The organism is Microbulbifer sp. ABF4_143, assembly GCF_056160225.1.
Genome location: NZ_JBSWWT010000010.1, coordinates 57,982 through 71,166, shown reverse-complemented (window position 1 = coordinate 71,166; position 13,185 = coordinate 57,982). Strand labels below are relative to the sequence as shown.

Below are 13,185 nucleotides of genomic sequence, written 5' to 3'. Positions count from 1 at the left end.
ATTCGCTGCTGGAAAGCGAGACAAGCGTTTCAAATACTGCCAAATAGCCATAAACAGTCAGGTTTCAGCTGGCGATATAGCGGTTTCTTATATGGCGGAACGTCAGGCTGATGCGCCCCTCCAGATTGCGGCGACTTTTTGCGACACCGTGCAGCCAGTAGTGCTGTACGGCTCCGGACGTCAGCAGCAGGGAGGCGTCCGGCAGTTCCAGCGAAAGGCGCCCCGAGCCATCGCGCCGCTTGAAGCCCAGGCGGCGCGCCTGGCCCAGGCTGACGGTGGCCACCACCGGCCAGTCGCCCAGCTCTTTCTCGTTGTCGGCGTGCCAGCCCATACTGTCGGCACCGCCGCGGTAGTGATTGGCCAGCACCGAATTGAAGTGAAAGCCGGCCTCCTCCAGCCGCGACCGCAGTGTCGCCAGGGCGTCTGTCCAGGGGTGCGGCCGCTGTTCCAGCCCCGACCAGCGGTAGATCACATCCCCATCGCCGACAAAGGCGTGGCGGCGCGGGATCGGGTGCCACTTGCCGAACAGGCGCAGGCGGGGCCGCTCCCACGGCAGCTGCCGCAAGCAGGCCCGATAGATAGCCGCGGATTCCGCCGGCGAGAGCCAGCCGCGGATCAGCAGCGCGCGCCCCGGGGGCAGCGCCGGCCACTCGACATCCGGATAGGCCTCCGCCAGGGCGCTGGCGCGGGAGGCAAAGGTGGATTCATCCATGCTTTTCAGCACTCGAAGGATATCAGGGGACATCTGGCCGCTCGCCGGCGGCCTTGTCGATCACGGGTAGTAGCGCGGTTCCGGTTCCAGTTCCACGCCGAACTTCGCGCGGATATCCGCCGCTATCTCCGCCGCCAGATCGGTGACTTCGGCCCCGCTGCCGCGGCCCGGATTCACCAGCACCAGCGCCTGGCGGTCGTGCACGCCGACCGCGTTGCGCCGCGCGCCGCGCCAGCCGGCGCGATCGATCAGCCAGCCGGCGGCCAGCTTCCAGCGGTCGCCCGAGGCGAAAGCCACCAGGTCCGGGTGGGTCTTCCTGAGGCGCTCGTAGCAGTCCGCGTCCACCAGCGGATTCTTGAAGAAGCTGCCGGCATTGGGAATATCGTCCGGCGACGGCAGCTTGCTGTTGCGGATATCGATAACCGCCTGCGCCACCCGGGCCGGGCTCAGGCCGTCAGCGCCCTGCCCGCGCTCGGCGAAATACTGCCGCAGGGCCGGATAGTCGATGCGCGGCCGCCAGTCCCGCGGCAGCCGCAGGCGCACCCGGGTGATGATGTACTGGTCCCGGGCCCCGCCTTTGAAGACGCTGTCGCGATAACCGAAGCGGCAGTCCGCCGCAGAAAAGTCGTGCAGCTCCCCGGTGGGAATATGGATCGCCTGCAGGTCGCTGAAGGTATCGCGCAGCTCCACGCCATAGGCGCCGATATTCTGGATTGGCGCCGCGCCGATCTTGCCGGGAATCAAGGCCAGGTTTTCCAGCCCGCCGAGCCCCTGCGCCACCGTGTGCATTACCAGCTGGTGCCAGTTCTCCCCCGCCGCGGCGGTCAGACAGTGGCCCGCAGCCCCCTGCTCCAGGGACAGACCGCGCAGCTCAATCAGTATGACCAGGCCGGGAAAATCATCGGTCAATACGATGTTGCTGCCGCCGCCCAGAGGGAGTATTGGCAGTTTTTTTACCCGCGCAAACTCCAGCGCTTCGCGCAGCTGCTCCAGACTTTCAACCCTGGCGAAATGCGCCGCGCGCGCGGCGATCGCGAGGGTGTTGAGCGGCTGCAAATCCACATCGGTCTCTATCATCACCAGGCGACCTACCCCAACAGCTCCCGCATGCGCTGCAAATCCTGCTCGGTATCCACCCCGCCGGGCACTTCCTCACAGGCATCCGCCACGTGAATATTTTCGTCGTGATAGAGGAAGCGCAGTTGTTCCAGCGCCTCCACATGCTCCAGCGGCGCCATCGGCCAGGAAACAAAGCGGTTCAGCAGCGCCACCCGGTAAGCATAGATGCCGATATGTCTGCGCGGTTCCAGCCCCGGCGGCAGCTCTGTCACCTCCACCGCGAAGGCGTCGCGCGGCCAGGGAATCGGCGCGCGGGAAAAATAGCGCGCAAGGCCGGACTCGGCGGCGACCACCTTGACGATATTGGGGTTGCGGAAATCCTCCAGGCTGCGGATAGGTTCCGCCAGTGTCGCAACGCCGGCGCGGCTGTTCGCCGCCAGGTTTGCCGCCACCTGGTCGATCACCTGCGGCGGTATCAGCGGCTCGTCGCCCTGCACATTGACCAGGATGCGATCGCCGGGCAGGCCCAGGTTGGTCGCCACCTCCTGCAGGCGGTCGGTGCCGGAGGCGTGATCCGCGGAGGTCATGCACACCTCGCCGCCGAAGGCGCGCACCGCCTCCGCCACGCGCATATCGTCGGTGGCGACGATCACCCGCTCGGCGTTGCTCTGCCGCGCGCGCTGGTATACATGCTGCACCATTGGCTTGCCACCGATATCCGCCAGCGGCTTGCCCGGCAGGCGGCTGGAGCCGAAGCGGGCCGGGATGATCACATCGAAGGAAGGGCTATTGCTCATGGTTTGAAAACTGCTGCAGATGCTGGTGAATTTTCTGGTAGAAGATATCCGGCAGGACCGCCCGCACCTCCAGCGCCCACCAGTGACTCTGCCAGAAATCGCGGCATTTGACCGCGTCTTTCATCGTCATGATCACCGGGGTCTGGCCGTCGAAATGGAGCTCCTGCGGGCTGAACTGGTGGTGGTCCGCGAAGGGCTGCTCCATCACGGAAAAGCCCATACGCTGCAACGCGCGGAAAAAGCGTTGCGGATTGCCGATCGCGGCCACGCCGTGACAGGGGCCCGGCTCCGGGCCGGATGTGAGCTTCAGGGTCGAGGTCTGGTCCAGGTTGAACTGGTGCCAGCTGGCCGGCTCCAGCGTCATCTGGTATTGCAGCAGATCCCCGCACTGCATTTTCACCGCCTCTTCCGGCTCGCCATTGACCACCACCAGATCCACTTCGCGCAGCCGCTCCGGCGGTTCGCGCAGAGGGCCGCGCGGCAGCATCCTGCCATTGCCCAGGCCGCGGTGCCCGTCGACGACGCAGATTTCCAGGCTGCGCCACAGTGCGTAGTGCTGCAGCCCGTCGTCGGACAGGATCACATCGCACTGGTGGTAGTCGATCAGGGCCTGCGCCGCCTCGGCGCGCTTCGGCGACACCATTACCGGCAGGCCGGTGACCAGGTGCAGCATCAGCGGCTCGTCGCCGCACTCCAGCGGGTGGGACTGTGCGGTGACCTGGTGCGGATAGGCCCTGGCCCTGCCGCCGTATCCGCGGCTGACGATACCCGGATTGCGGCCCCTTTCCCGCAGCCAGCGCGCCAACTCCGCCACCAGCGGTGTCTTGCCGGCACCGCCGACGGTGATATTGCCAACGACGATGACCGGCACCGGCAGTGGCTGCGGCGGCTCGCGCAGGCTCGACTGTCTCCGGCTTTCGCTGACCCGCCGGTACAGCGACTCCAGCGGCGCCAGCAGCGGCAGGTCGCCGGCGCCCTTTTCCTGCGGGTACCAGCGCTTGTTAAACCAGTCTTCCAGCGACATCGCGTTCGGGCCTTAACCTGTGGTTTGCTGTTGCAACAGAGTGGCGTAGCGCCCGCCCCGCTCGAGCAGCTCGGCGTGATTGCCGCTCTCGACGATACGGCCCTGCTCCATCACCAGAATACAATCCGCATTCTCAATGGTACTGAGGCGGTGGGCTATGACAAAGGTCGTGCGGTTCTTCATCACTTCGGACAGGGCCAGTTGAATGGCGCGCTCGGACTCGTTGTCCAGCGCCGAGGTGGCCTCGTCGAGAATCAGTATCGGCGCGTCCTTCAGCAGCGCGCGGGCGATGGCCAGGCGCTGGCGCTGGCCGCCGGACAGCATCTGCGCATTGTCGCCGAGCACCGTCTGCAGCCCCTGGGGCAGCTCGTCGATAAACTCGCTCGCATGGGCCAGCTCCACCGCGCGCCGCACCTGTTCCGGCGTCGCGTTTTCCAATTCACCATAGGCGATATTGCGGTAGACGCTGTCGTTGAACAGCACGATGTTCTGCGACACCATGCTGATCTGGCGGCGCAGGTCCGCCAGCGAAACATCCGCGATATCCACGCCGTCCAGCAGAATGCGCCCGCTGGTCGGCTCGTAGAAGCGCGCCAGCAGGCTGACCAGGGTACTCTTGCCGGAACCGGAGGCGCCGACCAGCGCCACCGTCTGCCCCGGCGCCACGGAAAAGCTGATATCCGTCAGCACCGGCGGCGCCGACTCGTCGTAACTGAAACCGAGGTTTTCGAAAGTCACGGCGCCGCGCACCGGCTCGGGCAGCTTCGCCGTTCCCCCCTGGGGCTCCTTGGGCGCGTCTATGACCTCGAAGATACTCTCCGCCGCGGCTATGCCCTTCTGGATATCCGCGAACACCTCCGACAGGCTGCGCACCGGCTTGGCCAGCGACGCCGCGGCGCCGATATAGGCGGCGAAGACACCGGCGGTCATCGACTCCACCATACCCGGCGCCAGCGCCAGCCAGACGATGGTGGCGGTGGAGAGGCCGACCAGAATCTGGATCACCGACACACTGGCGTTATCCGCCACCACCAGCTTCATAAACTGCTGGCGGTTGTTGTCGCTGGCGGCGGCAAAGCGCGCATTCTCGTAGCGCTGGCCGCCGTACATGCGCACCACCTGATAGCCATTGATCGCCTCCTGGGTCACGTGGGTCACGTCGCCCATGGTGTTCTGGATACGGTGGCTCAGTTTGCGAAAGCGCTTGCCGACGCTGCGCACGATAAACGCGATGACCGGCGCAAACAGGAAAAAGGTCAGCGTCAGTTTCCAGTTCACCAGCATCAGGTAGATCAGCAGGCCGATGGTGGTGAAGGACTCGCGGATCAGCACCTTGACCGCCTTGGTGATGGAGTTGGTCACCTGCTCCACGTTGTAGGAAACCTTGGAGATCAGGTAGGCGCCGGTGTAGCGATCGAAATAGGCGCTGGGCAACTGACCGATCCTCTCGAACAGCTCGGTGCGCAGCCGGTGGATCACGGCCCGCGCCACATAGGCGAGGCCGTAACTGCCGATAAAGTTGCCACAGGCGCGCAACACGATGATCAGCAGCATCGCCAGCGGTATCAGCCAGCGCGCCGTTTCCTGCGGCATAACACCGCCGGGAAAATAGGCCGCGACATATTTGGCGAGAAAACCGCGGCTCTCCTGAATGCCCGCGCCGACCGCGTCGAGCAGCAGCTCGGTGACCGCGATCAGGCTGACCCCCATGGTGGAGAAAAGCAGGAAACCCAGTACCGCCAGGCCGAAGATCGGCCAGTGCGGCAGGGCGTAGGAAAGCAGGCGGCGGTAGGTTTCCGCCCCGCGTCGCGGTTTGCTCGGGGGCGTGTTGACTCTATCCATACGAATTCTTGACTGGAGCCCGCTCCAAACCGCGCTTTGTAAGATGGGCAAAGCGAAGCGTGTCCATCAACCAACTGCGGCGCGATGGGCACGCCCGCCGCGCGGGCTTTGCCCATCCTACGATCGGTACGGACACTGTGCGGGAATCGCGAGCTAGTTTTCTTCCGGCTGCCGCGTGGTGATGCTGAGATTCACGAAGCCCAGCTGTCCGGCGGCATCCATGGCCCGCACCACGGCCTGGTGTTGGGCGGTGGCGTCGGCGGTGATTACGAGGGGGCGATTGTACTCGCCCGCGGCGACTTCCGACAGCGCCGATTTCAGGGTGGCCAGCTTCTTGTTGATCAGGGCGCGGCCGTCCACCGAGTAGGAGCCGTCCGCGTTGATCAGCACCTCCACGGCGCGCGGCTGCTCCTGCGCCTGGGGACCCGCTGCTTCCGGCAGGTTCAGCTTCAGATGGCTCTCCTTGGTAAAGGTGGTGGACACCATAAAGAAGATCAGCAGCAAGAAGACCACATCGATCAGCGGCGTCAGGTTGACCCCGTCCTGCTCTTTGGCTTGGCGGCGAAACTGCATTACTCGCTACTCCGCTTCGATACGGCGGTCGCTGTGCAGCGCATCCACCAGCTTTACCGCCTCCTGCTCCATGGTCACGACTATGCTGTCCACGCGGCGCTGGAAGTAACGGTGCGCCATCAGCGCCGGAATGGCCACGGTCAGGCCCGCGGCGGTGGTGATCAGCGCCTGGCTGATACCCCCGGCCAGCACGCCGGCGTTGCCGGTGCCCTCCAGCATAATGGCGGTAAACACCTGGATCATGCCCAGCACCGTGCCCAGCAGACCGATCAGCGGCGCCACCGCGGCGATAGTGCCCAGGGCGCCGAGGAAGCGCTCCAGCTCGTGCACCACCTGGCTGGCGGTCTCCTCGATGCTGTCTTTCATGACCTCGCGGCCGTGGCGGGAGTTGGAAAGGCCGGCGGCAAAGATGCGCCCGAGCGGGCTGGAATCGCGCAACTCCTTCAGCTTCTCGGCGCTGATCTGATTATTCTTCAACCAGGACCAGACCTCACCGAGCAGGGTGCGCGGCGCTATGCGGCGCGGATTCAGCGTCCACAGGCGCTCGATGCAGATAGCGATAACGGCGACGGAGCAAAGCAGGATCGGCAGCATCAACCAGCCACCGGATTTTATAATTTCTAACACTGTTTTTAGATCCAGACTGCGGAAACCGGCCCCAGACTCTACCACAGCTGGGCGCGGCGGCTAAGTCTCTGTTTGGCGTCATTTTATTCGGTGTGATCCGCATACCAAAAACGCGCCGCCGCGCGCGCTGATTCTACATGCGGTACGCGATCTCGATCCCGCCAGATAAATTCCAGCGCGCCGCTCTCGGCGGTATTGAATAGCTGGGCGCCCGATTCGCGGTAACGCGCCACAACCTGCGGGTGCGGGTGGCCGAAGTGGTGGCGGTAACCCGCGCTGAAGACCACTCGGCGTGGTTTCGCCCAGTCGATCAGCGCCTGCGAAGAGGAAGTGCGGGAACCGTGGTGTGGTGCCACCAGCAGGTCCACCGGGGCAAAATCCGGATAGGCCTGGCCCAGTCGCCGCTCCACCGCCGCGGAAATATCCCCGGCCAGCAGTATCCGCACACCGCGCCATTCGACCAGGGCCACACAGCTGTGGTCGTTTTCCTCGCCGCTGATATCCCCCGCCTCGGGCCACAGCCAGCGCAACCGCAGGTCGCCCAGGGTTTCCCCCGCCCCTGCGCGGCACAGCTCCGCGCCCTGCCCGGTTTGAGCGCGCAGCCTCTGCGCCAGCCGACCCGGCGCAATCAGGCGCCCCAGGGGCAGCGACTCCGCGAGCCCGGCCAGGCCGCCGGCGTGGTCCCGGTCGCCGTGGCTGACCACAACCGCGTCCAGCGCCGGCATACCCTCCCCGAGCAGATAGGGCGCGATTATCTGGCTGCCGGCACTCCAACCGGAGCCGGACACTGGGCCAGTGTCGTAGAGCAGGCGCTGCCCCGGCGTGCGCAACACCACCGCCAGCCCCTGCCCCACGTCGAGCACGGTCAGTTGCAGTCCCTCGCGCTCGGAAGCCTGCAGCAGCAAGGGCAGCAGCGGCGGCAGCAGAAACAGCCAGCCCAGGCGCCGCCCGGGCAGTCCCGCCGGCAGCAACAGCAGCAGCGCGCCCAGGGCGGCCAGTATCAGCAGCGGCAGGGTCGGCGGCGCTCCCAGGGTCTGCCAGGAGGGCAAGGCGCCCCGGCCGGCTTCGAGGAAATGCATCAGCAGGTCCAGCTGCCAGGCGGCGAAGTCGATACACCAGCCGCCAGGCGCCGTTCCCGGCAGCAGTGCGCCCAGCATCAGCGGCGGCAGCACCAGGAATCCCAGCCAGGGAATGGCAACCAGGTTCAGCAGTACGCCGCCGGGACTGAAGCCGGAAAAGAACAGCAGCGACGGCAGCAGCAGCGCCACCGCCACCAGCCACTGGCTGCGCAGCAGCCCCAGCCCGCCGTCGATCAGCCGCCGCGCCGGCGGCGGATCGCCGATTCGATCACTCAGCCCCAGGCGACCGCTGAAGCCCAGCAACAGCGCGGCCACCGCGACAAACGACAGCCAGAAGCCGGCGCCGTAAAAGGCCAGCGGCTGCAGCGTCAAAACCAGGGCCAGCGCCAGGGCATAGGCGAGGCCGGCGCCGATTCGCCGCCGCCAGTGCCAAGCCAGCAGCAGCACCCAGGTCATCGCCAGCGCGCGCCGCGCCGACAGGGGCGCACCCGCGAGCAGGGTGTAAACCAGGGCGCCGGCCAGTGCAAACACCAGGGGCAGAGCTCGCGGCGTCGCGCCGGTAGAAAGGCCGATCGAGCGCCCCAGCAGGCGGCCCAGCAGCAGAAAGAAGCCGGCCACCATACCCACGTGCAGACCGGAGATCGCCAGCAGGTGGGCGGTGCCCGTCTCCCGCAGCAGCTGCCGGTCGCCATGGCTCAGGCCGCTCCTGTCCCCCAGCAGCAGCGCGCTGAGCAGCTCCCCCCGGCTCTGCGCGGTTTCCATCAGCCTGTCCCGCAGCCAGTGGCGCAGCGCCGGCAGGCCCGCTTCCCCGCCGAGCCACTGCGGCGGCCGGTCCTGGGGGCGCACATAGCCGGTGGCGTAGACGCCGCGGCGCAACAGCCAGCCCTCGTAGTCGAATCCGTGGGGATTGACGCTGCCGCGGGGGCGCTTCAGGCGCACCGACATCAGCCAGCGGCCGCCGGCGCGCAGCTGCGCGCGCGCCTTGTCATCGATGCGATACCAGGTGAGGTCCAGCAGTTGACCGCGCAGAGCCGGCAGGGGATCGCCACCCCGCTGGCGGGATACCCGCGCGCTGAAGCGCAGGCTGGCGGCGGAGCGGCTGTCGCCGAAAGAGAATTCCGCAGTGCGCAACTGCGGCAGGGAGACCACCTCCAGCTCCAGCAGGAAGTCACCGCCGTGGGCGCCGGGCGGCAGGCGCTGCGCCAGCGCCTGCTGGTTGTGCCACAGGCCCCAGCCGGCGCCGGCAAGCGCCGCGAGCAGCGGCGGCAGCAATCGGGCCCGCGCCGGCAGCAGCAGCGCGCCGGCCAGCAGCGCCGCGCCGAGCCAGGTCAGTGCCGCGAGGGAGGGCAGCCGCGGCAGGCTGCCGACGGCGATTATCGCAAACGCATAGATCCACAGCAGAGCGGCCGGGGAAGCACTCCCCCTCCGTCCAGGCCTCCGCAGCGCCGCCAGCCGCTCCATTCCCCTGCCCCACTCCCTGTGTTCAGGACTCCGTTTTGCCAGAATTGCCGGCCGGGCGCAAAGCCGAATGGCCCGGCGCCGATTGCCGGGCCGGGGCGCAGTCGCGCCCGAATCACACGGCATTAACCGGAAACATTTTATTCAGAAAAGTGACATCTTTAATATGTTTGTAATATTTGCCTCGCAGAATCCGCACCAACTCGAGGGATGGCCATCATGCGAACGACAACGGATGGCCGGACCTGAACCCAAAACCATAAACTGTGCGAGACGACCGATGAAAAAGACCGCTATCTCCCTGGCCATCGCCGCCGTGGTTCCCGCGCTGGCAAGCGCCCAGGAATCCGAAATCGTCGACTTTTACGGCAAGGCCAATGTGGCCTTCCAATCCGCCGACGAGGGCGACGGCGAGACCACCGATATCCGCAGCAATGCCTCCCGCCTGGGCGTCAAGGGCGAACTGCCTTTCGACAACAGCGGTATCAAGGGCATCTACAAGATGGAATACGAGGTGGACATCGACGGTGAGGCCGACGAAACCTTCAAACAGCGCAATATCTACGCCGGCCTCGAGGGCGGCTTCGGCCAGGTGATCGGCGGCAAGTTCGACACCCCGCTGAAAGTTGCGCAGAAGAAGGTCGATCTGTTCAACGACCTGGAAGGTGATATCAAAAGCATCATCACCAAGAGCGACAATCGCGAGTCCAACAACCTGCAGTACACCACCCCGTCCTTCGGCGGCTTCAAGGCCTCCGCGGCCTATATCAGCCACCGCGACGAGGTGATCGGCGTCGACGATCTGGGTCGGGAGATCACCCGCGACAACGGCACTTCCGTGTCCCTGGCCTACGACAACAACGGCTTCTACCTGGCCTACGCCTACGATATGGACGTGGAGGCCAACGACTGGGACGTGCAGCGCATGGTGGCCCAGTACAACATCGGCCCGGTGCAGGTGGGCGCCCTGTTCGAGGAGCAGGAGAAGGCCGACGGCAGCACCCAGGACGGCTGGATGACCTCCGTGGCCTACAAGATCAACCAGTGGACCATGAAGGCCCAGTACGGCCAGTCCGATATCGTCAAGACCGACGGCGAGACTTACAGCCTGGGCCTGGACTACAAGCTGTCCAGCGCCGCCAAGGTATTCGGTTTCTTCACCGACGAGACGGCGGCGGACGATTACGAGCGCAGCTACTTCGGTATCGGTACCGAGCTCAAGTTCTGATCGGATTTGAGCGATACAAAAGAGGCGGCCAGTGGCCGCCTCTTTTTGTTTGGACGAACACAAAGTTCGCCTGCCGGTATCAGATCACAAACAGATCCATAAACTCGTGCACCGGGGTCTGCTCCAACTGCTGCTGATCCCTGCACAGCGCAAAGATCTCCTCACAGCGCCCGGGCGGGAAACGCGTGGCCAGATTGGTTCGGAATTTCTGCTCCAGCAGCGGAATCCCCTCCTTCCTGCGGCGGCGGTGCCCGATCGGGTACTCCACCTCGACCTTGTCCGTCGCCGTTCCGTCCGCGAAAAACACCTGCACCGCATTGGCAATGGAGCGCTTATCCGGGTGCAGATATTCTTTCGAGTAGCGCTTGTCCTCGACCACCTCGATCTTTTTCCGCAGCCGGTCTATTCCCGGGTGTGCCCGGTGAAAGTCGTCCTCATAGTGCTCCGCCACCAGGTCGCCAAACAGCAGCGGCACCGCGGTCATATACTGCAAACAGTGATCCCGGTCGGCGGCATTGGCCAGTGGCCCCTCCTTGGAGATGATGCGGATCGCGGACTCGTGGGTGGTGATCACCACCCGGTCGATGTCATCGATACGGTCTTTGACCTGCGGGTGGAGTATCACCGCCGCCTCGCAGGCGGTCTGGCTGTGAAATTCGGCCGGGAAGGAGATCTTGAACAGGATGTTTTCCATCACATAGCTGCCGTAGGGGCGCTGAAAACGGAAACTGTTTCCGCCGAAACACACATCGTAGAAACCCCACTGCTTCGCCGTCAGCGCACCGGGAATCCCCATCTCGCCGCGCAGTGCGATATCCGCCAGGCGCACCGCGCGCGCCGTGGCGTCCCCGGCGGCCCAGGATTTGCGCGAGCCGGCGTTGGGCGCGTGGCGGTAGGTGCGCAGCGCGCTGCCGTCCACCCAGGCCTGGGACAGCGCCGCCATCACCTGCTCGCGGTTGCCGCCCTTCAGCCTGGTGGCCACCGCGGTGGAGGCCACGCGCACCAGCAGCACATGGTCGAGACCGACGCGGTTGAAGCTGTTCTCCAACGCCAGCACACCCTGGATTTCGTGGGCGCGGATCATCGCGTCCAGCAGATCGCGCATCCGCAGCGGCCGCTTTCCGCTGGCAACATTTTTCTGCGACAGGTAATCCGCCACCGCGAGAATCGCGCCGAGATTGTCGGACGGGTGCCCCCACTCGGCCGCCAGCCAGGTGTCGTTGAAATCCAGCCAGCGCACCAGGCAGCCGATATCCCAGGCCGCCTTGACCGGGTCCAGCCGAAACTGGGTGCCCGGTACCCGCGCGCCGCAGGGCACCAGAGTGCCCTCGACAACCGGCCCCAGGTGTTTGCTGCACTCGGGGAAACGCAGCGCCAGCAGACCGCAGCCCAGGGTGTCCATCAGGCAGTAGCGCGCCGTGTCCCAGGCCTCGTCGGACTCTATCCGGTAGTCGAGGACATAGTCGGCGATATCCTGGATCACCTGGTCGTAGTCCGGGCGGATATTCAGGTCGACATTGGCGCTCATATTCGCTCTCCGGCACGGACTTGTAGGAGCGGCCCATGGCCGCGATGGATCTTTCCGCTTGGCACAGCCCGATCGCGGCCATGGGCCGCTCCTACAGCATCAGCAAGCTCTGTAGAGAGAATAGATAAAGACAGGAGCTGCAAACGGCCCCGAGTCAGTTTCCATAGCCCGTCATTTCCAGATACCCCTCGCCGGCGTGACTGCCGCCGACGGTGACAGGTCCTTCCCAGTAGCGCAGCGCGCCCGGGTTCCAGTAATCCCCCGGCCAGGAGCGGACTTCGAGATCCAATTCGGCCGCGGGCACTTTCACCTGCCACACCACCGGCACCTCGCCGAAGCGGCTGTCGCGATACTCGATGGGGCTCAGGCTGAAGTCACCGGCCTCCAGGGTTCGCGCGCTGCCGTCGGCGGCGACCAGTGTGCCGGAGTAAAAGTCTTCCGCGCCGCGCACCCGGAACAGCATCAGGTGGCGGCCGTCTTCCAGGTGCAGTGCCATCCAGTCCCAGCCCTGCTGGTCCGGTCTCAGGTACTGGCTGCTCCACTCCCGGTCGAACCAGCCCTGCCCGCGCACTTCGACAGGCGCGCCGTCGATCACCAGCTCACCTTCGATCGCGAGCAGCGGATAGCTGAAATACATGGAGCCGCCACCGGTGGCGGATTTGGCGCTGAAGCCCCGCTCGCCATTCAGCACCGGGACCGGGCCCGGCCGTAATTGCAGCCGGTAGCCGAAGTCCCCGGCGTCCACATCCAGCTTCCAGACACCGGCATTGCCGCTTTCGAGCTGCCAGTGATCGATCCAGGCCCTGAAAGGCCGCGCCGTCGCGCCGGCCTGGCCGGTGCCGCCGCGGGCACTGCGGGCGGCAAAGCGGTGATCGCCGGGGCGGCTCAGGGCCGCGTGGGCCAGCCAGACTTCACTGCGCTGCCAACCGGGTTTCTTTTCCCTGTAGGGCCCGGGGCGCAGGCCGTTGCGGAACAGAGTCCACTGCACGCCGAATTGCTTGCCATCGGCGCCGCGCAGGTTGGCGGTCAAATACCACCACTCAAGGCGGTATTGCGGGTGTGGCCCCATATCCTGCGGCAGGCTGACGGTCATCCCCGGCGCGGCCTGGCGGAACCCCTGCGGCGGGTCGCTCAGGGCGCCGAGCGCCGTTTCGCGCTCGGTGTCTTTTGCGCAAGCTGGCAGCAGCGAGACGACAATTAGCAGCACCCAGCAGGGTATGAATTTATATTCGTAGGATGGGCAAAGGCGCGCAGCGAC

11 protein-coding genes are annotated in these 13,185 nt (G+C 65.6%); 1 reads left to right on the top strand and 10 read right to left on the bottom strand.

Annotated features, from left to right (window positions below; translation table 11 throughout):
* Nucleotides 1-64: 64 nt before the first annotated feature.
* The 8 genes from ACXAF3_RS09765 to ACXAF3_RS09730 form a co-directional block, all read right to left on the bottom strand.
* On the bottom strand, nt 65-745 hold the full coding sequence (locus ACXAF3_RS09765; protein ID WP_475112109.1) for an alpha-ketoglutarate-dependent dioxygenase AlkB family protein: 681 nt from the start codon (nt 743-745) through the stop codon (nt 65-67).
* 27 nt (nt 746-772) lie between these two features.
* On the bottom strand, nt 773-1,789 hold the full coding sequence (gene murB / locus ACXAF3_RS09760) for a UDP-N-acetylmuramate dehydrogenase (RefSeq protein ID WP_475112108.1): 1,017 nt from the start codon (nt 1,787-1,789) through the stop codon (nt 773-775).
* Between the two features lie 11 nt (nt 1,790-1,800).
* Nucleotides 1,801-2,568 carry a 3-deoxy-manno-octulosonate cytidylyltransferase gene (kdsB, locus tag ACXAF3_RS09755; RefSeq protein WP_475112107.1) on the bottom strand — a complete coding sequence of 256 codons (768 nt, stop codon included), beginning with the start codon at nt 2,566-2,568 and terminating at the stop codon, nt 1,801-1,803.
* Complete coding sequence (gene lpxK / locus ACXAF3_RS09750) at nt 2,558-3,592, bottom strand: tetraacyldisaccharide 4'-kinase (protein WP_475112106.1); 1,035 nt, start codon at nt 3,590-3,592, stop codon at nt 2,558-2,560. Before lpxK ends, kdsB begins: the two co-directional genes overlap by 11 nt.
* Before the next feature lie 12 nt (nt 3,593-3,604).
* A complete protein-coding gene (gene msbA, locus ACXAF3_RS09745; protein WP_475112105.1) occupies nt 3,605-5,434 on the bottom strand; it encodes a lipid A export permease/ATP-binding protein MsbA in 1,830 nt (609 codons plus the stop codon).
* 153 nt (nt 5,435-5,587) lie between these two features.
* Nucleotides 5,588-6,007, bottom strand: coding sequence for an ExbD/TolR family protein (locus ACXAF3_RS09740; RefSeq protein ID WP_475112104.1), 420 nt, complete (start codon nt 6,005-6,007; stop codon nt 5,588-5,590).
* A 6-nt stretch (nt 6,008-6,013) separates the two neighbouring features.
* Nucleotides 6,014-6,634: a MotA/TolQ/ExbB proton channel family protein gene (locus ACXAF3_RS09735; protein ID WP_475112103.1), complete on the bottom strand. Its 621-nt coding sequence runs from the start codon at nt 6,632-6,634 to the stop codon at nt 6,014-6,016.
* A gap of 83 nt (nt 6,635-6,717) precedes the next feature.
* On the bottom strand, nt 6,718-9,174 hold the full coding sequence (locus ACXAF3_RS09730) for a DNA internalization-related competence protein ComEC/Rec2 (RefSeq protein WP_475112102.1): 2,457 nt from the start codon (nt 9,172-9,174) through the stop codon (nt 6,718-6,720).
* 277 nt (nt 9,175-9,451) lie between these two features.
* Between ACXAF3_RS09730 and ACXAF3_RS09725 the strand changes: the two genes are divergently transcribed.
* Entirely contained in the window at nt 9,452-10,399 is a 948-nt protein-coding gene (locus ACXAF3_RS09725) for a porin (RefSeq protein ID WP_475112101.1), read from the top strand.
* Nucleotides 10,400-10,478: 79 nt separating this feature from the next.
* Here ACXAF3_RS09725 and ACXAF3_RS09720 read toward each other — a convergent pair whose 3' ends face one another.
* Nucleotides 10,479-11,927, bottom strand: a complete 1,449-nt coding sequence (locus ACXAF3_RS09720; protein WP_475112100.1) for a bifunctional 2-methylcitrate dehydratase/aconitate hydratase — start codon at nt 11,925-11,927, stop codon at nt 10,479-10,481.
* Between the two features lie 154 nt (nt 11,928-12,081).
* Nucleotides 12,082-13,134 (bottom strand): lipocalin-like domain-containing protein, encoded by a 1,053-nt coding sequence (locus tag ACXAF3_RS09715; RefSeq protein WP_475112099.1) that lies wholly within the window; start codon nt 13,132-13,134, stop codon nt 12,082-12,084.
* Between the last annotated feature and the right edge of the window lie 51 nt (nt 13,135-13,185).

Excerpts from the sequence above, each read along its gene's own strand:
- ACXAF3_RS09765 (WP_475112109.1), bottom strand. The coding sequence starts at position 745 with ATGTCCCCTGATATCCTTCGAGTGCTGAAAAGCATGGATGAATCCACC.
- murB (WP_475112108.1), bottom strand. The coding sequence starts at position 1,789 with ATGATAGAGACCGATGTGGATTTGCAGCCGCTCAACACCCTCGCGATC.
- kdsB (WP_475112107.1), bottom strand. The coding sequence starts at position 2,568 with ATGAGCAATAGCCCTTCCTTCGATGTGATCATCCCGGCCCGCTTCGGC.
- lpxK (WP_475112106.1), bottom strand. The coding sequence starts at position 3,592 with ATGTCGCTGGAAGACTGGTTTAACAAGCGCTGGTACCCGCAGGAAAAG.
- msbA (WP_475112105.1), bottom strand. The coding sequence starts at position 5,434 with ATGGATAGAGTCAACACGCCCCCGAGCAAACCGCGACGCGGGGCGGAA.
- ACXAF3_RS09740 (WP_475112104.1), bottom strand. The coding sequence starts at position 6,007 with ATGCAGTTTCGCCGCCAAGCCAAAGAGCAGGACGGGGTCAACCTGACG.
- ACXAF3_RS09730 (WP_475112102.1), bottom strand. The coding sequence starts at position 9,174 with ATGGAGCGGCTGGCGGCGCTGCGGAGGCCTGGACGGAGGGGGAGTGCT.
- ACXAF3_RS09725 (WP_475112101.1), top strand. The coding sequence starts at position 9,452 with ATGAAAAAGACCGCTATCTCCCTGGCCATCGCCGCCGTGGTTCCCGCG.
- ACXAF3_RS09720 (WP_475112100.1), bottom strand. The coding sequence starts at position 11,927 with ATGAGCGCCAATGTCGACCTGAATATCCGCCCGGACTACGACCAGGTG.